The sequence below is a fragment of the Rhizobium sp. AN80A genome (assembly GCF_030053015.1).
Taxonomy (GTDB): domain Bacteria; phylum Pseudomonadota; class Alphaproteobacteria; order Rhizobiales; family Rhizobiaceae; genus Rhizobium; species Rhizobium metallidurans.
This window is the reverse complement of the sequence record NZ_JASJPX010000001.1, coordinates 956,403-975,755: the sequence shown is the minus strand read 5'-3', so window position 1 is coordinate 975,755 and position 19,353 is coordinate 956,403. Positions and strand designations below refer to the sequence as shown.

18 protein-coding genes and 1 pseudogene are annotated in these 19,353 nt (G+C 58.2%); 13 read left to right on the top strand and 6 right to left on the bottom strand.

What is annotated here, in order from left to right:
* The first annotated feature begins 68 nt into the window (after positions 1 to 68).
* From P3R82_RS04555 to P3R82_RS04520, 8 genes and pseudogenes are all read left to right on the top strand, one after another.
* Positions 69 to 731: a hydrolase gene (locus tag P3R82_RS04555; protein WP_283193174.1), complete on the top strand. Its 663-nt coding sequence runs from the start codon at positions 69 to 71 to the stop codon at positions 729 to 731.
* A 282-nt stretch (positions 732 to 1,013) separates the two neighbouring features.
* Entirely contained in the window at positions 1,014 to 1,712 is a 699-nt protein-coding gene (locus tag P3R82_RS04550; protein WP_283193173.1) for a nuclear transport factor 2 family protein, read from the top strand.
* Between the two features lie 78 nt (positions 1,713 to 1,790).
* Positions 1,791 to 2,833: pseudogene (locus tag P3R82_RS04545) on the top strand (LLM class flavin-dependent oxidoreductase).
* Positions 2,834 to 2,860: 27 nt separating this feature from the next.
* Positions 2,861 to 3,766 carry an SDR family NAD(P)-dependent oxidoreductase gene (locus P3R82_RS04540; RefSeq protein WP_283193172.1) on the top strand — a complete coding sequence of 302 codons (906 nt, stop codon included), beginning with the start codon at positions 2,861 to 2,863 and terminating at the stop codon, positions 3,764 to 3,766.
* A 27-nt stretch (positions 3,767 to 3,793) separates the two neighbouring features.
* Positions 3,794 to 4,729: a pirin family protein gene (locus P3R82_RS04535; RefSeq protein WP_283193171.1), complete on the top strand. Its 936-nt coding sequence runs from the start codon at positions 3,794 to 3,796 to the stop codon at positions 4,727 to 4,729.
* A gap of 78 nt (positions 4,730 to 4,807) precedes the next feature.
* Positions 4,808 to 6,058: a DUF5996 family protein gene (locus tag P3R82_RS04530; RefSeq protein WP_283193170.1), complete on the top strand. Its 1,251-nt coding sequence runs from the start codon at positions 4,808 to 4,810 to the stop codon at positions 6,056 to 6,058.
* Positions 6,059 to 6,138: 80 nt separating this feature from the next.
* Positions 6,139 to 6,930 carry a carbon-nitrogen hydrolase family protein gene (locus tag P3R82_RS04525; protein WP_283193169.1) on the top strand — a complete coding sequence of 264 codons (792 nt, stop codon included), beginning with the start codon at positions 6,139 to 6,141 and terminating at the stop codon, positions 6,928 to 6,930.
* Between the two features lie 125 nt (positions 6,931 to 7,055).
* On the top strand, positions 7,056 to 9,113 hold the full coding sequence (locus P3R82_RS04520) for a prolyl oligopeptidase family serine peptidase (protein ID WP_283193168.1): 2,058 nt from the start codon (positions 7,056 to 7,058) through the stop codon (positions 9,111 to 9,113).
* A 147-nt stretch (positions 9,114 to 9,260) separates the two neighbouring features.
* Here the strand turns inward: P3R82_RS04520 and P3R82_RS04515 are convergent, their stop codons facing one another.
* Complete coding sequence (locus tag P3R82_RS04515) at positions 9,261 to 9,629, bottom strand: helix-turn-helix domain-containing protein (protein ID WP_283193167.1); 369 nt, start codon at positions 9,627 to 9,629, stop codon at positions 9,261 to 9,263.
* A gap of 92 nt (positions 9,630 to 9,721) precedes the next feature.
* Between P3R82_RS04515 and P3R82_RS04510 the strand changes: the two genes are divergently transcribed.
* From P3R82_RS04510 to P3R82_RS04490, 5 genes are all read left to right on the top strand, one after another.
* Positions 9,722 to 10,585, top strand: a complete 864-nt coding sequence (locus P3R82_RS04510) for an enoyl-CoA hydratase/isomerase family protein (protein WP_283193166.1) — start codon at positions 9,722 to 9,724, stop codon at positions 10,583 to 10,585.
* A gap of 297 nt (positions 10,586 to 10,882) precedes the next feature.
* Positions 10,883 to 11,251, top strand: a complete 369-nt coding sequence (locus P3R82_RS04505; RefSeq protein WP_349294031.1) for a nuclear transport factor 2 family protein — start codon at positions 10,883 to 10,885, stop codon at positions 11,249 to 11,251.
* Positions 11,252 to 11,465: 214 nt separating this feature from the next.
* The gene (locus tag P3R82_RS04500) at positions 11,466 to 11,807 is read left to right on the top strand and encodes a hypothetical protein (RefSeq protein ID WP_283193165.1); all 342 of its coding nucleotides are present in this window, start codon (positions 11,466 to 11,468) and stop codon (positions 11,805 to 11,807) included.
* A gap of 159 nt (positions 11,808 to 11,966) precedes the next feature.
* Complete coding sequence (locus tag P3R82_RS04495; protein WP_283193164.1) at positions 11,967 to 12,824, top strand: alpha/beta hydrolase; 858 nt, start codon at positions 11,967 to 11,969, stop codon at positions 12,822 to 12,824.
* 127 nt (positions 12,825 to 12,951) lie between these two features.
* Positions 12,952 to 13,602 carry a LysE family transporter gene (locus P3R82_RS04490; protein WP_283193163.1) on the top strand — a complete coding sequence of 217 codons (651 nt, stop codon included), beginning with the start codon at positions 12,952 to 12,954 and terminating at the stop codon, positions 13,600 to 13,602.
* A 78-nt stretch (positions 13,603 to 13,680) separates the two neighbouring features.
* Here the strand turns inward: P3R82_RS04490 and P3R82_RS04485 are convergent, their stop codons facing one another.
* The 5 genes from P3R82_RS04485 to P3R82_RS04465 all read right to left on the bottom strand — a co-directional run bounded on the left by P3R82_RS04485 (position 13,681) and on the right by P3R82_RS04465 (position 19,217).
* Positions 13,681 to 15,177, bottom strand: a complete 1,497-nt coding sequence (locus P3R82_RS04485; protein WP_283193162.1) for a lipopolysaccharide biosynthesis protein — start codon at positions 15,175 to 15,177, stop codon at positions 13,681 to 13,683.
* Positions 15,178 to 15,232: 55 nt separating this feature from the next.
* The gene (locus P3R82_RS04480) at positions 15,233 to 15,406 is read right to left on the bottom strand and encodes a hypothetical protein (RefSeq protein WP_283193161.1); all 174 of its coding nucleotides are present in this window, start codon (positions 15,404 to 15,406) and stop codon (positions 15,233 to 15,235) included.
* A 24-nt stretch (positions 15,407 to 15,430) separates the two neighbouring features.
* A complete protein-coding gene (locus P3R82_RS04475) occupies positions 15,431 to 16,498 on the bottom strand; it encodes a polysaccharide pyruvyl transferase family protein (RefSeq protein WP_283193160.1) in 1,068 nt (355 codons plus the stop codon).
* Positions 16,499 to 16,570: 72 nt separating this feature from the next.
* Positions 16,571 to 17,299, bottom strand: a complete 729-nt coding sequence (locus P3R82_RS04470) for a TylF/MycF/NovP-related O-methyltransferase (protein WP_283193159.1) — start codon at positions 17,297 to 17,299, stop codon at positions 16,571 to 16,573.
* 145 nt (positions 17,300 to 17,444) lie between these two features.
* Positions 17,445 to 19,217: a N,N-dimethylformamidase beta subunit family domain-containing protein gene (locus P3R82_RS04465; protein WP_283193158.1), complete on the bottom strand. Its 1,773-nt coding sequence runs from the start codon at positions 19,215 to 19,217 to the stop codon at positions 17,445 to 17,447.
* Positions 19,218 to 19,353: the final 136 nt, after the last annotated feature.

The window sequence follows — 19,353 nt, the reverse complement described above, 5'->3', positions numbered from 1 at the left end:
GGCGAGGAGGCTTTCTGGGAAATGCCTTCTCAACTTGCCTCGCGAACCGCCAATATAGGATTCATTCCATGACCTTTCGTAACGGCCTTAACTCTCTGCTGCGCCCTGAAGATTCCGTTCTCGTCTTGATTGACCATCAGGCCTATCAGCTCGCAAACGTGAACAGTCACGATCCGCAGGCGGTCGTCAATAACACGACCGCGCTGGCGAAAGCCGCGAAGGTGTTCAACGTCCCCACGGTCCTGACAAGCGTGGTCGCCGGTCGAGGGGGATTGCTTTTCAAGCATCTCACCGACGTGTTCCCCGGACAGGAAGTCATCGACCGAACATTCATCAACACCTGGGAAGACAGGAAGGTCGTCGAAATCGTGAAGGCGACCGGGCGCAAGCAGCTGATCATCGCCGGCCTGTGGACCGAAATCTGCGTCGCGATGCCGGCGATCCAGGCTGCCGGCGAGGGCTGGGACGTTACGGTGATCACAGATGCCTCGGGTGGGACCTCGGTCGAGGCGCATCAGGTGGCTATCCAGCGGATGATCGGTGCGGGTGTCAACATGATGACCTGGATGGCACTCGCCGCCGAATGGCAGCGCGATTGGGCGCGCGAGGAAACTGCACCCGCACTGACTGATGTCATCATCGCGCATGCCGGTGGCAGCGGTATCGCCTATCTTTGGGAGCAGCAGCTCCTCAATACCCCCGTCGAGGCGGCAAGCAAGCCAGGTCTGTAGGGTCGATTGGGATGACGGGATCTCGGGTTGCTGTCACCGCAAGGCCTTTCAGCTCGAGCCTCGCCATCCCGGTCCATTGCGCGGCTCCGAACCGAACCGTTAGACCGCTTCAAGCACAGTCCGCTTTCCTGACAACCCCGACAGCTATCTGTCGTTCCGGGCCATAGCGACTACTTCCGGGCAGAGCGAAACTCCACCTGGTAGCATCCCGAACCCTACGATGATCACTATTGCCGAAGGAAACCCACAATGCCGATCCACCACTTTCCAGTCGGGCTCGAGATGGATGTGTCCTATCCGGACTTTAAGGTCAGCCTGATGCTGCTCTCGACCCCGCAGTTGAAATTCGAGATCAAGGAAGGGCCGCTCAGGCATACGGAGATCGTCGATATCCATGTCATACCACTCGGCAACAGCATTTTCGCTGTCAGCTGGCAAGAGAAGGACGGTGCGACGGTCACAAACGTGCAGGACTACGACCGAGGGTTCATCCATTCACATGCAACGTTGTCGGACGGCCGGTTTCTCCGCATGACCGGAAGCATCACCGTCACCAGAGCCGCTGACCAGATCTTCGACGACCGCCCGCAGCGCAACAAGGCGCTGGTGATCGAAGCAATGACCGCGCTGTTTCAGCGCCATGATGCCGCCGCGGTGGAGAGGCTATATGTGGCGGACTATGTCCAGCACAATCCTACCATTCCGCAGGGGCGGGATGCCTTGCAGGCGATCGTGGCCAGCTTGCCGCAGGATGTCTATTACGAGCCAGGTCTGATCATTGCGGAACGCAATTTCGTCGCGATCCACGGCCGGATCCGCGGCTGGGCAGATAAGCCGCAAGTGGTGGTCGATCTCTTCCGGATCGAGGGCGACCGGCCTGCTGAGCACTGGGACGTGCTGCAGGACGAGGTCGTCACCACCGCCCGGGATATATCGATGTTCGATCCTGGAGAGGCCGCGCGTGTCGCGGGCAATCCCTAGATAGAAAATCGGCTGCGCCGCGCCTCTCGCGCAGCCGGGTAAACTAAAAGCTGTTCAATAGATCTGTAAGGAGCCCGCATGGAAATCGGTATCGACAGTTTTGCAGCAATCCTTCCCGACCCTTCGACCGGCAGGCTACCTTCGCCGACGGATCGCATGGCGGACCTCATCGAGGAAGTCGTCGTCGCCGATCGCGCCGGGCTGGATGTCTTCGGCATTGGCGAGCACCATCGCGGCGAGTTCCTCGATCTCGGCACCCACAATCATCCTGGCTGCCGCGGCGGCACGTACGAACCATATCCGATTGACGAGCGCGGTGACGGTTCTGAGTGCGGCCGATCCAGTGCGGGTCTTCCAGGAATTCGCGACGCTCGACCTGATTTCCAAAGGACGGGCGGAGCTCGTGGTCGGCCGGGGCTCCTTCGTCGAGGCCTATCCGCTGTTTGGTCTGGACACGCGCCACTATGACGCGCTTTTCGCGGAGAAGCTCGATCTGTTCCTCAAGCTCGGCGAGGCGACAGAGATCACCTGGGAAGGCCGGTTCCGTCCGGCGCTGAAGGGGCAGGGGGTGTTTCCGCGCCCGCATCAGACGCGGCTTCCCGTCTGGATCGGCGCCGGCGGCTCGCCGGAATCCTTCGCCCGTGCCGGTACGCTTGGCCTTCCCCTGATGGTGGCGATCATCGGTGGAAGTTTCGACCGCTTCCGCCCGCTGGTCGATCTCTACCGAGAAAGCAGGCCGGCGCGCCGGCCACGCTCCGGAGAAGCTCAAGGTCGGTGTGCATGCGATGGGCTTCGTCGGTGAGACCGACATCGCGGCAAAGGATGCCTTCTTCCCCGGATGGGCACATTTGACGACCAAGATCGGTCGTGAGCGCGGGTGGTCACCGCCGACGCGTGAGCAGTTCGAGGCTATGGCAGGCCACGGCGGCGCCTTTCTGGTCGGCGCTCCCGAAACAGTTGCGGCAAAGATACTGCAGGCAAGCGAAACGCTTGGCGGCCTTTCACGCATCACATTTCAGATGAGCACCGCTTCGCTCGAAACGGAGGCGATGAAGCGCTCGATCGAATTGCTTGGAACCGAGGTTGCGCCCGTCGTGAGATCAGCTCTGAATACCCTATAAGTGCACGGCTGAGATGGAGATCAGACGATGTTACGGACACCGCGGTACCCTTCTGCAGTCGTCATCGGGGCAGGTGCCGGCATAGGCCGGGCTCTGGCACTGGGGCTCGCGGCGAAAGGCTATATTGTCTTCGGAACCGCTCGCTCGACAACAGAGGTATCGGACCTCAAGGCAGCGTCCGGCAGGCGTGTAGGTCTTGCGGTATGTGATTTGGCCAGAGGCGAAAGCATTAAAGCATGGGCCGAGGGTGTATCGGACGCTCTCGGCGACGCCGGACTGAATGTTCTTTTCACCAACGGCGGCCGCTCGATCCTCGGCCCTCTTGAGGTTCTCCCAATTGAGGAAATCCGACGCGAGTTCGAGGTGAACGTGTTCGGCGTGATATCCATGATAGGCGCTTTTGTGCCCGCATTGCGAAAAGCTCACGGGCGAATTGTGCAGATTACTGACTGGACCGCGGCGATTGCCTTGCCCTTCGATGGGCCTTCAGCGGCGTCCCAGGCTGCGATGGAGGCTATCGCGATGGTCTACCGCGCCGAACTGAGGCCTTTCGGTATCGACGTGGTTATTGCCTCCGGCGGGATAGAAACATCGATGGGTGTGGCGGACACGGCGACCAAAGTAGAGAAAACGAAAGCAACGATGACGCGCGTTCATCGTAAACTTTACAAAAGGCCTTTCGACGTCGTCGGGAAGGCATTGGCTTCAATGCAAGATACCGATGCGGACCCTAGCGTGGCTGTCTCACGCCTTATAGCGCTCGCAGAGGAGCGGCCCCCCGCCATTTGTGGAGCGATCACGCATAGCGCCGAAAAGATTTTTCACGCGATACACCCGAAATCCGAGTTTGAGATCGAGGCGCTCCGGCGCGATTTTGCCGGCTTCGTTCAGACAGACAGTTACCGCCTCCCGCACCCTACAGATCGCGCATGACGAACGGAAACGCAAAGGATTGAGAACATGAGTTGGAACCCCGCCCTTGAACCAGGATGTCCCGACCAGGTCGGCATCGATGCGATCGAGACCTTGATCATCCCGCGGGCACGCGACATCGGAGGTTTCGAGGTCATGCGTGCTTTGCCGGCGCCAAAGCGACAGATGGTCGGCCCGTTTATCTTCTTCGATCAGGCTGGTCCGGCCGAACTGCTGACTGGGCAGGGGGTGGATGTTCGTCCACATCCGCATATCGGCCTCGGAACGGTTACCTATCTTTATCGCGGGGATTTTCACCATCGCGACAGCACGGGCGCCGATCAAGTCATCCATCCGGGCGAATTGAACTGGATGGTTGCCGGGCGAGGGGTATCACATTCGGAGCGTACGACCGCGATGGCGCGAACGGGGCCCAACAGCCTGTTCGGGATCCAGACTTGGTTAGCCTTGCCGGAGAGCCACGAGGACATGGCGCCGACCTTCGAGCATCACGGCAAGGAGGCACTGCCGGTGATCGAGGATCGAGGTATCTCCCTGCGGTTGATCCTTGGTGAAGCTTACGGCAAGGCCGCGCCTGCAAAGATGCTGTCTGAAACATTCTATGCTGATGTCGGTCTCGAGGCTGGCGCCCGCCTCCCCATGCCGGACAACCATGAAGACAGAGGCATCTACGTCGTCGAAGGTTCGATTTCGATCGCGGGTCAGGAATTTCAGGCGCCACAGATGATGGTGTTCCGTCCTGGCGACCGGATCACGGTGGCGGCCGGTGAACGCGGCGCAAGACTGATGATCCTTGGCGGCGCGACATTCTCCGCGCCGCGATACATCTGGTGGAATTTTGTCGCCTCCTCCCAAGAGCGCATCGAAGAAGCAAAAGCCGAATGGCGGGCTGAGAAATGGGGTAGCGGACGCTTCGATCTTCCCGCCGACGACAGGAACGAACACATCCCGCTCCCGGAATGACATCTCATCTCTACCGGAAATCGCAGAGATGGGACTCGCCGAACTTTATGCATCGTTCGTCAAAATCGGAGACGTGAAATGAGCAATAAATGGCCTCACCTGGATTACCTCAGCTGGCGGGAGACATGTGCGGCGCTGCATTTGTACATGCAGGTCGCAGGCAAGTATCGCCTGACACATACGCCGTGGCTCAACCATTCATGGAACGCGACGTTCTACGTCACTCCCAGGGGCCTGTCGTCTTCCACCATCCCCGATGGCGCAGGTATCGAGATCCATTTTGATTTTCATGATCATGTCGTCAGAGGCGTAAGTGGCGACGGTCGCCAAGCATCCTTCGCACTCGGACAGACCACGGTTGCGCAATTCCATGCGTCGTTCGTCAAGCTCGTACTGGAGCTCGGCGGCACGCCTGATTTTCACGGCCAACCCAACGAGGTTTCAGACCCTGTACCTTTCGAGGAAGATCATCGCGAACGGCCCTATGACCGAGTTGCCGTTCAGCGGTTTCATCAGGCTCTCATGGCGGTGGATAACGTCTTCAAGGCGTTTCGGACTTCGTTTCTCGGAAAGTCCAGTCCCGTCCATTTGTTCTGGGGAAGCTTTGACCTAGCCGTCACACGGTTTTCGGGACGGCGGGCTCCAGTTCATCCCGGCGGTATCCCGTCATTGCCCGACGACGTCGCGCAGGAAGCCTATGATCGCGAGGTTTCATCGGCGGGTTTCTGGCCGGGAGGCGGCGGCATCGATTATCCGGCGTTCTACGCCTATTCTTATCCCGCACCGAGCGGATTTCGCGCCGCGGCGATCCGACCCGATGACGCGTTCTGGCATGAGGGCCTGTCGGAATTCATCCTGCCTTACGAGGCTGTCCAGTCAGCCGCGGATCCGGATGAAGCGCTCATGGCATTTCTCGTTTCCACCTACGATGCCGCCGCTGATCTCGGTAGCTGGGACCGAGAGTTGCTTGACTGCTCGCACGGTGGGCGTGGCAGAGTTCGATCTCACGATGGCGAACAGGCAAAAAAATCTGCTCCCGCAGCCAGTGAGAAAGTCGAGCGGGAGGATGGCCAATCGAAGGGGCGCTACCATATCGTTGTCGATGGCGTCGAAGCGGAGATGACCTACAGTCGAGCCGGCAAGGATCGCATCATCATTGACCATACAGACGTGCCGGCTGCGTTGCGTGGACGAAAGGTTGGTGAACGCCTCGTCCGGCAGGCAATCGAGGACGCCCGACGGGATGGGATTACCATCATTCCGCTCTGCCCGTTTGCCAAAGCTCAGATCGAGCGCCATCCGGAGTGGCAGGATGTGCTTCGCAAATGAGCCATCTACGCCGGGGGCCAAGCATGCAGGGTTGCGAGGCCGCCTCGAACACCGAATGAACTGATAGAGAGGAATCACAAGTGACTCGCGTTTCCGTCGTCGAATGGCCGGACGGTTTGTCGCCTGGGTCTCAAGAATGGGACCGGATAAGAGCGGAGATCGATCATGCAAAACCGGAGCTTCTGATCACCAACGAGATGCCTTTCGGGCAATGGGCACCGACCACGCGCACATACGATAGAGACATCGCCGCGCGATGGGCAGATCTCCATGAGACCGCAATGAGTGATCTGGCGGCTTTGGGTGTGGCGAGGGTCTTGTCGACCAGACCCGTCCTAGCCCAAGGCTTCCTCGTAAACGAAGCATTTCTTCTTGAAGAGGGAAACTATCGCTTCCCGCACCACAAGCATCTATTCCCGTCGGAGCCAGACTGGGAGGAGGCCTCGTGGTTTAAACCCGTCACCTACGGCTTCACTCCCCAACCTTCCGGGAAAACGGTTGTCGGAGCGCTTGTATGCACGGAACTGATGTTTCCACAGTATGCGAGGCTGCTTGGTCAACGGCAAGCGCAGCTTATCGGCGTGCCGCGCGCGACGGGAGCAAACCATGATCTCTGGCGATCAGCAGCGGTTATGGCCGCTGTGACAGCAGGAGCCTTCGTCGCAAGTTCAAATCGGGTGAAAGGTAAAAGCTCGACTATCGCGTTTGGAGGCGGCGGCTTCATCGTGGACCCCCACGGAAAGCTGCTGGTCGCAACTTCCAAAGAACAAGCGATTGCCACTGCGGAAATCGACGAGGCTTTCGCCGATGCGGCAAAACAAGAATATCCCGCATACGTCAGCGATGATCACCTTGCAGGGAAATCGCTGTAGCGCCGCTCTGTCAGCATCGCCGTGCCAAGAAGGGCTCGGGCAACAGCAATATGTAGCGGCAGTCGCGCCCTCCAGCTTCTGGCTAAAGCCAGTTCCGCTTCACCCCATCCGGAGTTTTGCCCATCATGCTGAAAATCGATTACCCCACGACCAAACGCATCGATGTCACAGAAACCTATTTCGGACAGGCGGTGTCCGATCCCTATCGATGGCTTGAAAACGACATCCGCAGCGATATCAATGTGGCCGCTTGGGTAGAGGCCCAGAACAAGGCCACAGGCAATTATCTTTCAACCTTGCCTGGCCGCGACGTGTTCCGGCAGCGCCTCACGGCACTTTTTGATCATCACCAAGTTACCGCCCCACGCAAACGGGGCGACAACTATTTCCATACCCGCAATTCGGGGCTTGAGAACCAGCCTGTTCTCTACGTTCGCGAAGGTGTCAGCGGCCAGGACCGTGTGCTGGTCGATCCCAATGGCTGGTCGGACGATGGCGCGACCGCTTTGGCGGAGTGGGCGGTGTCTGACGATGGATCGAAGCTCGCCTATGCCGTGCAGGACGGTGGTACGGACTGGCGCACGATCCGCATCCTGGACACGGCGCGCGGCGAAGTTCTGGACGACGAAGTGAAATGGGCGAGATTTTCCGAGATTTCCTGGACCAAGACCGGCTCGGGCTTTTTCTATTCACGCTACCCGGAAGATGCCAACCCGTCGCAGGGTGGCGTTTCTAACCATGCCATCTATTTCCACAGGGTCGGCACCAGCCAATCGCAGGATCGTTTGATTTATGCAACGCCGGACCAGCCGCACTTTCTCAACCTGGTGGATCTCACGGAGGATGGACGATATGCCATTGTCTATTCGATGCCGGGAGTGGCGGCGAACACGCTTTCGGTGATCGACCTCACCAGCGACGACTGGGCACCTCGCGCGCTTGTCGCGGATCTACAGGATGAATGGAGTGTTCTCGGCAATGTGGGGACGGTATTGTATCTTGTCACCAGCAGGAATGCCGAGCGCAGGAAGATCGTCACGCTTGACCTCGAGGACGCGGCGGGCACGTTCAAGGAGCTGGTTTCGGAACGGGATGCCGTGCTGTCCAATGCCTGGCTTGTCGGGGGACGGCTGATAGCGACCTATCTCGTCGATGCCAAGAGCGAAGTCCACCGTTTCCGGCTGGACGGAACGTCCGACGGTGTTGTCGAGCTTCCTGGTATTGGTAGTGCCGGAGGGTTCCGCGGCGGTGTCGATGACAATGAAGCGTTTTTTGTTTTCACCAGTCTGAATGCGCCGACCACCGTTTACCGCTACGACGTCGCGACAAACAAAAGCAGCATCTGGGCCAAGCCCGACGCAGGGTTCGATTTCGATCGGATCCTCGTCGAACAGAAGTTTTACCTGTCTAAGGACGGCACCCGCGTTCCGATGTTTGTTGTTCGGCGCAAGGATGTCACGGGCCCTGCGCCGACTGTTCTATACGGCTATGGCGGCTTCGGCATCGCCATGCTTCCATTTTACTCTCCAGCGCAGATGGCATGGGTCGAGCAGGGCGGGGTTATGGCGATCGCAAATATTCGCGGGGGCGGGGAGTATGGTAAGGCATGGCACGACGCGGGGCGGTTTCAAAACAAGCAAAACAGCTTTGACGATTTCATCGCGGCTGGCGAATATCTGAAGGCGCAGGCAATATCATCCACCGGCGGTCTGGCTATCCAGGGTGAGTCCGGGCGGGGGCTTCTCGTCGGCGCCGTCGTCAATCAGCGCCCTGATCTCTTTGCGGCCGCGTTGCCGGGTGTCGGCGTGATGGACATGTTGCGCTACGCCAAGTTCAGTGGCGGCCAGTATTGGATGACCGATTTCGGAGATCCGGCGGTCGAGGAGCATTTTCGTAACCTCCTCGCCTATTCGCCCTATCATAACATCGCGCCAGGGCAACCTTATCCGGCAATTCTGGCGACCACGGCGGACACGGACGACCGTGTCGTGCCGGGCCACACCTTCAAGTATATAGCGGCCCTTCAGGCGGCAGACCTTGGCCCGAAGCCTCGGCTCGTGCGCATTGAGACCAGGGCAGGTCATGGGGCGGGAAAACCGACGTCGAAGATCATCGATGAATTGGCGGATCAGTGGGCCTTTGTCGCCTACTGGACGGGTCTGAAAGTGAGGCCGTTGACATGACAACAATCATCGCTTGAAAAGGCACTCTTACAGGAAACCCACACATCCTCATCGGGGCTGATCTGCCACGAACTCCCTTATATTTCTGTCGATCCAAGTCGGCTTGGCGAAAGCATTCGTGCAAGGCCAGAGGTGCTACTCGATAACTTAATGGCCCGTGTCACGCGTATCGTACTCAAATTGGCGTGACTGTATTTCATCCATGTTCTGAACTGTCCAAAGATAAAGTTGTGAGAACGGTCCTTGCAGAGAATTGCCTAGCGGTGTTCGGGCGTATTCAACCCCCAACGGAGGGCCGGGCAGTATGCGGCGGCTAACCATGCCGTTGCGTTCCAGCTTTCGCAACGTCTGCGTGAGCACGCGTTGTGTCACGCCGTCAAGTCGTCGCTTGATCGCATTGAACCGGCGCGGTTCGATGAGCACGGCAAGGACAAGCATCGACCATTTATCGGCGATCTGATCGAGAATTTCCCGGCTCGGGCAGTCGGCTCGATATACCGGATCAACATCGGACATTAGGTATTCTCCAGCATCCCTGGGATGGTTAAGGTGCGTAATTGACATCAGGTATACAAATCGTACCTTGAGTTCAATGGCTGATATTGGCCATGAACCAATGGGAATTTTCAATGATCGGTGACTATACACATTTGCGCATTCGCCTCTCCAATGGCGTCGCGTTCGTGACAATCGATAATGGGCCTGTGAACATCCTCGACGTTGCTCTCATGAGCGAACTCCGGAGCTTTCTCCTGGCAAGCCGGGGGAATGAAGACGTCAAGGTCATCGTGTTTGACAGCGCCAACCCCGACTTCTTCATTGCTCACGTTGACATGACGCTTATCGACCACCCGAATGCGTTCGACGGACTGGCAGAGGACACGCCAAAGGGCCTGAATGTGTTTCAAGCCTTTGCTGAGCTGGTTCGGCATCAGCCACAAGTGACAATCGTGAAGCTCGCTGGGATCGCCCGTGGCGGAGGCGCTGAATTCGTGACGGCAGCCGACATGACGTTCGCGGCGATTGGTAAGGCTGGCTTGGCACAGTGCGAGGCGTTGATGGGCATCGTGCCAGGCGGCGGCGGCACGCAATATGCTCTCAACCGGTTGGGACGTAACCGAGCGCTTGAAGTGGTACTCGGTGCCGATCTTATAGGCGCAGAGCTTGCTGAGCGATACGGCTGGATCAACAGGGCAGTACCAGCCGATCAGCTGGACGCCATTGTAGACGCGATCGCCTACAATATTGCGGCCTTGCCGGACGGTGTCATCGCGGCCGCGAAGCACGCGCTGCCGCCCGCTCCTATGAACGACGGCTTGCTTCGTGAGCATAAGGCATGGGAGGGCCTGTTTGCGCGACCGGCGGCTGAAGCATTGATTCGAGGCGGCCTTCGGGCTGGTGCACAAACGGTGCGCGGAGAGTTGCGTCTTGAAGAACTGCTACGCGAACTAAACCGGGCTCTCGTCGCGTAACCAACTTGTGGCTGCTTCCTCTTCCCACGACCGGCCGGGTCTTCACGATGACAATTTCCGAGTTTTCACAACAGGTCGCAGGGAAGGCGACGGATATCCTTTCGGCCTTTGTTCCGCCTTCTGCAACACTGTTTGGCGCGCTCCGGTGCTACTTGGGCCTCTGCCAATGCGCTACAACACACATGGTCATGGAAGCACTCTTTGTGGCGGAGCGGCGGAGAGACTCTTCGGTCCGCATTTTTAGGGGGTGTTTCCCAGAAGTTGCGGCTCACTCACACAAATGCGGAGGATCATATTTTGCAGTCACTTGACTACGATCAACTCATGCGCGCCAACCTGACCCGTGTGTTCAATGAGCGCGACCCTGCAAGACGCCTCGAAGCAATCGCCGAACTATACACGAGGGACGCCGTCCTCAACGAACCGGATGCCACGTTTTCTGGACATGCGGCGATTTCCCAGGCGGTCACCGATTTGCTGGACGGCTTTCCCGCGGATTTTTCCTTCACCGCAATCGGGCCGGCCATCGGCCATCACTCCATCGGTCGGCTCCGATGGAGCTCAGGTCCGCCAAGCGGACCCGCAGCCGTCACCGGTATGGACATCATCCAAGTCGAGGATGGTCGCATTCATTCCTTGCATGTTTTCATCGAACCAAATCTATGACCCTAAATCCATGGTGTAGTCTCGCGTTCAGAAACTATTCCAACTGACTGCTGAGCGGCCCCTTCACGGAGGTCCAGATTCCAAGGCGCACTTGCTGCGAAAACATCAACCCGACGGTGTGCGAAGCGGCCTGCCTCATCGGTTGGTCGCCGCTTGCGGACTTCCTTGCTTCTCTGAAGCTGCGCCAGGAGCAAACCATCAACGGAGATATGTCATGGCAGACAACTGCCCAGTTCTTACGCCGGCCGAAAGGCAAGTCGTCGATATAATCGAGCGGACCGACCAAGCTCTGATGGCTACCGTCTACAAGGCCCTTCAGAATGCCACGGATCAAGCCGCGGCGGACTTTCAATCGATCGGCTCCTCGGACAGGCCGCCGGCATACGAATATTTCGCGGCCGTTCTACATCAGAAAATGTACTGCGTGATGTGCGGAGCAGATCCGGATACGATGCAAGGCGGCGATCCCGACATCGCGGTTAATGTCATCCGCAACAGTCAAAACATCGCCAAGCACTATTGGGGCGCCGATATTGAGCCTGACGCCCAGCCCTAGCTTTGGACGTCGGCTGTTCAGCCAAATCAATACTTCAGGCGCAAGTTGCCGGCGTGACGTCGCGTAGCATCCGGACGTCGCCGGTCGTTTGTCGCGCGATTACGTCAACGCGCCGCGCTGGCCAAGTGTGTGAAGCCCGCCCGATCATAGGAGCACAAAATGACCGTCAGCTACAAAAGACAGCAGGTTGGAAATGTGGATGTCTTTTACCGAGAAGCGGGAAGAAGGGGCGCTCCGGTGCTGCTCTTGCTTCATGGCTTCCCTTCCTCGAGCCACATGTTCCGCGATCTGATCCCGCTTTTGGAGGATCGCTTCCACGTCATCGCCCCCGACCTTCCCGGATTTGGCCAAACACAAGCCCCGGGTCGAGGAGATTTTGATTACACGTTCGACAGTTTTGCCACCGTCATCAGCGGCTTCACTGAAGCTTTGGATCTTCAACGGTATGTACTGTACGTCTTCGACTACGGCGCACCGGTCGGCTACAGATTGGCGACAGCGAATCCGGAGCGAGTTCAGGCGATTATCAGCCAAAACGGCAACGCCTATCTTGATGGGTTCAGCGACGGCTGGACCGATTGGGAAGCCTACTGGCGTGACCCCACTCCGGAAAACAGGGAACTCTGCCGCGCGGCACTGTCCGCGGATGTCATCGAAAACTGGCAATACCGCACGGGAACATCGAGGCAACGCTTGTCGCCCGACGGATACCTACTGGATATCATGCTTATGGCTCGGCCGGGCGCGCAGGAAATTCAGTTGGACCTAATCTTGGACTACAGGTCGAACATTGAGCGCTATCCTGAATTTCAGGCCTACTTCCGCACCCACCAACCGCCTTTTCTGGCGGTCTGGGGTAGGCATGATCCCGCGTTCATTCCTGCAGGCGCCGAGGCATACAAGCGGGATCTTCCTGATGCCGAAGTTCATTTTCTGGACACTGGTCATTTTGCCTTGGAGACGCACGCTGCGGAGATCTCTCAGTTCATTCGGAGTTTCCTGCAGCGACACATTTAGCCGGCTTCGCAGATCGCCAGGGAACCTTGAGGCACGGATCCCTGGCGCCCTTTCGTAACGATCAATCCCAGTACCAATCATTTCTTTTGCAAGAATTCTAAGGCAGCGACTTTTTAAGGAGAAAAAATTGAACTCTCTCAACGACTATATTTTCAGCCTTTTTTCGATTGCCGCAGTTCAACTCGTCGCGGTGATGTCACCCGGGCCGAGCTTCCTGATAACAGCGCAGGCCGCCGTTGCGCGATCCCGCTCGGACGGCATCCGCATCGCCTTGGGGCTCGGGATGGGCTCGCTCGTTTGGGCGTTGGCCGCATTGCTCGGGCTCAATGTGCTGTTTCGCGCGCTGCCAATACTGCTCGTCATTGCCAAGTTCCTCGGAGCGCTTTTCATTCTCTGGGTCGCGTTCCAGATATTCCGACATGCCAATGCGCCCCTCGCGATCGAAAACGATAGTCCGACAGAACAACCAGTGCGCAAGGGGTTCCTGACGCAGATCGCCAATCCGAAGGTTGCCGTATTTTTCGGCTCAATCTTTGTGTCGATGCTTCCGGTTAACCCACCCATCGGAGCGATCATCGCGCTGTTGGTCATCGTCTTCCTGATCGAGTTTGTCTGGTACTCGGTCGTATCGATAACATTCAGTTTAAGGACGGTCAGAGAACTGTACACAGCGGCCAAGTCTTGGGCAGACCGAGCGACGGGGCTGTTCCTTGGCGCACTGGGCGCCAAGCTTCTTTGGGATCTTGGCTTATCGGAACTATTGTCGTTTGGCAGTTAACCGCGGGATTGCACGCAAGCCGGCCGCCGGTCCGCCGTTGGGTCGGCGCCATGGCGGCCACCAGCGTTCGAAATGCGATCAAGGATCTGCAAGTCGCTCACGATAGATCGCGGATACTCCCCGGCGAACGAACTGGAACAAATCCAACGCCTCGCGTTCGGGGCCCGCGGGCTTTCCGCTTACCAGCCAAAGCACGAGGCTCGCGCCGCAATAGCTGATGCCGCCGATCAGTACCATGATCGTCAGCTGCAGGCCCTCCGGCTCGTTGTTGGCCATGAGGCCGACGCTCCAGACGCAGCCAGCCATGAAGAGTGTGGCAACGCTCGCACGCCAGCCGGCGAGAAGCTGAGCCCGTACCGAGACGCCGATGAGACGCCTGGCCAGGAAAACATACATCATGATGCCGATAGCCGCGCTGATGCACCGTGCGAACAGAAGACCACTCAGCCCACCCAGGAGCAAGCCGGCGAAAATCAGGGGAAGGCGGATGAAGATGAAAGTGAGGTCAAGCTGGAACAGAGACCTGGTGCAACCGAGGCCCATGGCCAAGGGGGTCACCGGCAGTTTGAAGGCGGTGGTGGCCAAGACCACGCCCAACACCTGAGCCACCAGCGCGGCCGATGACCATGCGGGGCCAAGGACCATGTCGATGAAGGGCCTGGCGACCAGCGCGAAGCCGACACCCATCGGCAACGCTGCCGCAGCAAGCAGGCTCTGGGATCGAAGGAATGCATGCCGCAGGCGTTCGGGATCGTCCTGAAGCCGCGCGAAGGCTGGGAAGAGCACGCCCGAGATCGGCGCGGTCGATTCACGCACCGGCAGCGAGGCTAATCTGTCGCCTACCGTATACTGGCCCAGGGGGCCGGCGCCCAGCATGTCGCCAAGCGCGAGCTGGTCGGCGCGCCAATTGATCTCATTGAGGCCGGAGCTCAGAGCCGCCCACCCGGAAAACGAGAACAGATTTCTCCAGTGAGCAAATGAAATGCGCGGCAGATAAGGGAGGAGAACATACGACATCACCACACCGACCACCTGCGATGCGAGCGTGCTGATCACGAGCGCCCAATAACTGCGGAAAGCCAAGGCGATGGCGACGGCGACGACCACGCCAACCACTTTGTTGATCAGGTCGATGAATATCTCCTGGTGAAAGGAAAGGCGCCGCCGGAAATCCACGAGCCGGGGGTTTGCAAGGCCGCCGACGAGCGCTCCGCCTGCAAGCGCGAAAAATATGCTGGTGAGCCGGTCGTCGTGATAAATCCACGCGGCGGGATAACCTGCGATGACCAGCACGATGGCGATCCCCGACGCACGCAGGGCGTTCAGTGTCCATGCCGTATCATAATGCTCCCGCTGCGGGTTCTTGTGCTGGATGAGGGCCGAACTAAGCGAAAGCTCGGTTACAGCCGCAACGATCGAAAGGACGATGGTCGCAAGCGTCACCAGGCCGAAATCGACGGGCGTCAGCAGTCGAGCCAGCACCAGCATGCTGACCACGCCAAGGAGATTAGAAACAACACGTCCGCCGGCGGTCCAGATTGCTCCGACACTCAACTGTTTGCGTACACCTTCCAACGTCGTCTCCTCGCGTCATGCCTGCGGTACTCATGGTTCTAAAGACAGATATTCATCAGCCGGTGGTGCCCGGCCATCGCTTGCCCGCGGTGTGATGCGAGCAAGAGATCTTTGCATCGCGGCGCTGACGGCAATGGCAAAAGCCCTGGGCCAGGCAGCTGCTGATCGGATCGGCCGCAGCTCCACAGAAGAGCTGACGAATGCTGATCTGGCTCGTCGCAATAGCCATGCCAGCCGCTTCTCAACCAGCTCGCTAAACCGGGGTTCTTCGCGCGATGGAACGCGCGATTTCAAGCGCCTCCTCATGTGTATCGGCCCAGTGCACGGTGCTGTGGTTTTGACTTGTGTACTCGTAAACAGCGCGATTCTTGCCGAAGCGGTCAGGCAGCAGCACGCTATGTTGCGAACGCAGCGTGCAGAGAATATGCGGGTGCATGCGGTCGGTAACCAGCACCTTACCCGTGTCGAGCCTGTGGTTGCCGCTCGCCAGCATGTAGCGCGAGAAGCGATCGTAGCTGCCGGCGATCTGCCTGTTGGCGATCGAACGGAGCGCCGGCGCCAGCTTGCGGACACGGGAGAAAAAGCGCCCCGGAAACAGGACCCGCATGCCGGCGGGATCATGGTGGGTCCAGTCGAACACCTCGACCCCGCTCGGCGCTGACGATCCGACGCCCTCGATATCGTCGCGGGCGAGCCAGATGACATCATGCTCAGGCGCGCTGAGCCTCTGCTGCTGCGGCAGCAGCAGCGCCGAATCGTGGACCGTCTCCACACGGACGTTATCCGGGAATACGCTGCGTGCCGAAGCCGCGCTGACAGGATCCCTGGCCAGAAGCACCACATCGCGATGATTTCCGAAGATCGTTCTCGCCTCAAGGCGATCCTCGTCATCGACGAACAGCATGGTCGAGGGCAACGAGACGAGGCGGTTATTGGGGCACGCCTCGGCGACGATGCGCTTGATCTCCGCGTGCCGCGGCCATAGGCGCGAGACCGTGACTCCGCCCGAAAACAGTATCACGCCGTCCCCGACAGCCCGCATCATTTCCTGAAGATCGAAGTTGAGCCCATGCGCGGTGTAGGCGATGGAGGCATTGCGCTGCTTCAGATAATCCATGGCGGCCACCCACATCATATGGTTGCCGACATTGAAGTCGAACGGGAACTGCAAAATCGCTACCGGCTGGGATTCAGGTATGTATCGGTCAAGACACGCCCGAATCGCTTGCCTCTGCAACTCCAGTTGCGCCGCGTCTTCCGTCGAAAGCGCCTGACCGGTCACGTGACCATGATCTTGATTATATACTGCAGCGGCTGGCATCGATTCTCGAGTCCTTGCTGTATCTCATGCTGGCGGTTCCGTCTGAAACGTGTCTTGCAGGACGGAGAAGGTTCAGCGCGTTCGGGTCACAAGCAGGTGTCCGGCCGAGGTGTCGAAGGTCAGTCCTTCCCGTCCGACGCGAGAGAAGTAGTCGTCTGTCGCCTTTCGGCATCCGGACCAATCCGAATAGGCGCGAAGTGCAACGGCGCCGCCCACGATGACATGAGGCATGATCCGCTCCAGGCAGGCGGTAACGGGCTCGTACCAATCCACATCGATATTGGCCAAAGCGACCGGCTCGGCGACTGCAACCGTGTCTTGCGCCTTGCCTTTTATGAGCTGGACGTTGTTGGCTCCGACGGCATAACCAAACCTGGCGAAGTTGTTTGTCACCGTCGCCATCAGGTCTTCATCGTAGAGATAGTATTGGTCGCCGCCGAGGCCGACAGCGTCGCCAGCGGCAATCTCAGCGTACCGGGCTTTCATGTCTTCCCCGTCGTGCTCCGATGGTGGAGGGAGCATCGCAAACAGGTCGTACACGCGCATCGGGCGCTGCGGCGCCTTGGCCGAACACATCAGGATTGCCGAACCGCCGCGCGCGCATCCTGTTTCAATGATCAGCGCTCCGCTCCGGGCGGTTCGACGCACGACTTCGAGCAACTGGTGAAGCTGGCGATCGGTCGTGTAGGAAAGATTTTCGTTGCGTACCTTCGACCAAGTCTGTCGAACGGCCTTGGGGTATGCGCTTCGACGGGCACGTTCCGAAAGCGCTCCAATGCGCCAGCGGGCCGCATGCGCCACCCTATTTATTGCTTCCATCACGCCCGATCTCCCTGCAACAGCGCCGGTCCCGGCGAGGTCTTGCTCAATGCTGCATTCTACGACCATCTTCGGTTCTCACTTGCGTACTTACAACGTTGACAGGCAACTCAGCGATTCATCAAAACTAGGTAAGCCAGGAAGAGGGGGTCTGGGGTCTTGCACCCATCTCTGAAAAAACATTGACCGTCATCTGCTGCGCCCGTCTGTCCGCGCTGGGCAGGTTCCTTATGGGAACGACGACGACCAGAGACAGCAAACGCTTTATCCAGTTCTTTACTTTCCTCCGCCAACTGAACCGTGGAGGTTGGAAAGTCCAATCGTTGTCCAGGCCCCACACCCATTGAATCGACCCAGTCGAAAACACCAGCGCTCCGCTCGCCGCTCTATAGTAGGCAGCATTGGAGATATTTGGATTTGTGCCACCCGGCAGTGGCGCCAGAACTTCGTTGGCACGCGTAGGGGATTTCGAAAGGATGACGAGACCGGAAGGCGTTTCTTCGTTGTCTTGAACCGCATCCCATTCGTACCCGACCAGTCCTTTCAGCCTGTCGCCGTTTCTTAAACCTGTGCCCGCATAGATCGGGTCAGCGGCATTGGAAACGATGAAATCAAACCCCTCATAGACGCTGTCCTGTTCGGACACATAGGCAACCCCAAGCAGTGCATTCTCCGGTCTATTGACCTCCTCGGAACGAAACCGCGTCGTCGACGCACGCGGATCTACATCAGCCATCGGATCGAGCGGTGCGCCGGCGCCAATACCCGACGGATCCTTGTATACGGTCAGAACGCGGTTCGCCTGCCCCTGGCTTGAGCTGTCGAACCGGACTTGCCAATAAGCAGTATTGGCAGAGTAAAAGGCGAGATGAATGCCGCCATCGCGCGACAAATCAAGTCTATCCCGTTGTTCTTCGGACCAATACTCGTCGTGTCCGACCGAAAGAAATATTCCGTGCGAAAATAGTTGTAAAGAATTTCCGTGAACATCAATATTCGAATAATAGGATATGTCGTATCCTTGAGACTCCAACCAACGGACCATATTATACTCCCAAGTGAGCATATTATTACAATTAAATCCGTCAGTATTGCTGAATCCGAGGTGCGTGGCGCTGTAAGGCCGATCAAAACTTACCTGATATGCTCTTGTGTTATCGGCGCTATTGACGTCATAAACACTAAAGCCACCGAACGCATTGTAGGCTTGCGCGGTCGTTACCGCATCCTGGAATCCTATGTCGCTGGGGTGATTGTCTTTGCGCAGAACAAACGGGACGAGCGACTGCTTGCCGCTTCTGCAATCGGTCAACTTGATAACATACAGTCCGCTTGTCCAAGCCGCGGATGTCTGCAGCTCATAGGACACGTCCCAAAGGCATTCGACGAGGCGCGTGTCCTTATTGGTCATCACAGGGCTCGCCTGGGTCAATCCGTCCAGACCAAGCGCGCTGGCCATAAGCCTGCCGCCGGCGCCACCGTAATAGCCAAGGCGATATACCTCGAGATTATATTGTCCAGCCGCAGACAGGGAAACCTTTACGTTCAAACCGTCTCCGGCATTGATACTCGTGGCATCCGCGAAGGCCTCGATCTCGTGGTTTGTCGCCAGATTTGTAATCTTCCAATCGGTTGTGCCCGCATTCAGGTTTTCGATCACAATCGAGTTCCGGGCATTGATGCCGACCTCGGCACTGCTGACGCGGTTGAGGCCTTCTGTCGTGGATAGCTCCGCTAGAGCGCGGATCTGGCTGCCAAGAAGATCCGACGATAGACTGATGCGAGCGCTTGTCTCTCCGGCAATATTTGCCCATGCCCCGTCGATTTTTTGCTGCCAACGGTAAGTCGCTTCGTTGTCAAGACTTTGCCCACGGTCATTAAAGACACCTGCGGTCAGCATATTTCCAACGGTTGCACTGCCCCTAAGGATAACATGGTAGTTCTGTTCTTCGGTCGACGAAGTCGGTATCTCTTGTGCGCCACTCTCTACACTACCATGCATACGCGTAGAACTTTCGAAATAGCAAAATAAAACC

Coding starts and splice junctions, on each gene's coding strand:
- P3R82_RS04520 (WP_283193168.1), top strand. CDS start 7,056: ATGCTGAAAATCGATTACCCCACGACCAAACGCATCGATGTCACAGAA.
- P3R82_RS04515 (WP_283193167.1), bottom strand. CDS start 9,629: ATGTCCGATGTTGATCCGGTATATCGAGCCGACTGCCCGAGCCGGGAA.
- P3R82_RS04495 (WP_283193164.1), top strand. CDS start 11,967: ATGACCGTCAGCTACAAAAGACAGCAGGTTGGAAATGTGGATGTCTTT.
- P3R82_RS04530 (WP_283193170.1), top strand. CDS start 4,808: ATGAGCAATAAATGGCCTCACCTGGATTACCTCAGCTGGCGGGAGACA.
- P3R82_RS04540 (WP_283193172.1), top strand. CDS start 2,861: ATGTTACGGACACCGCGGTACCCTTCTGCAGTCGTCATCGGGGCAGGT.
- P3R82_RS04535 (WP_283193171.1), top strand. CDS start 3,794: ATGAGTTGGAACCCCGCCCTTGAACCAGGATGTCCCGACCAGGTCGGC.
- P3R82_RS04465 (WP_283193158.1), bottom strand. CDS start 19,217: ATGCTGACCGCAGGTGTCTTTAATGACCGTGGGCAAAGTCTTGACAAC.
- P3R82_RS04475 (WP_283193160.1), bottom strand. CDS start 16,498: ATGCCAGCCGCTGCAGTATATAATCAAGATCATGGTCACGTGACCGGT.
- P3R82_RS04500 (WP_283193165.1), top strand. CDS start 11,466: ATGGCAGACAACTGCCCAGTTCTTACGCCGGCCGAAAGGCAAGTCGTC.
- P3R82_RS04480 (WP_283193161.1), bottom strand. CDS start 15,406: ATGGCTATTGCGACGAGCCAGATCAGCATTCGTCAGCTCTTCTGTGGA.
- P3R82_RS04555 (WP_283193174.1), top strand. CDS start 69: ATGACCTTTCGTAACGGCCTTAACTCTCTGCTGCGCCCTGAAGATTCC.
- P3R82_RS04550 (WP_283193173.1), top strand. CDS start 1,014: ATGGATGTGTCCTATCCGGACTTTAAGGTCAGCCTGATGCTGCTCTCG.
- P3R82_RS04510 (WP_283193166.1), top strand. CDS start 9,722: ATGAACCAATGGGAATTTTCAATGATCGGTGACTATACACATTTGCGC.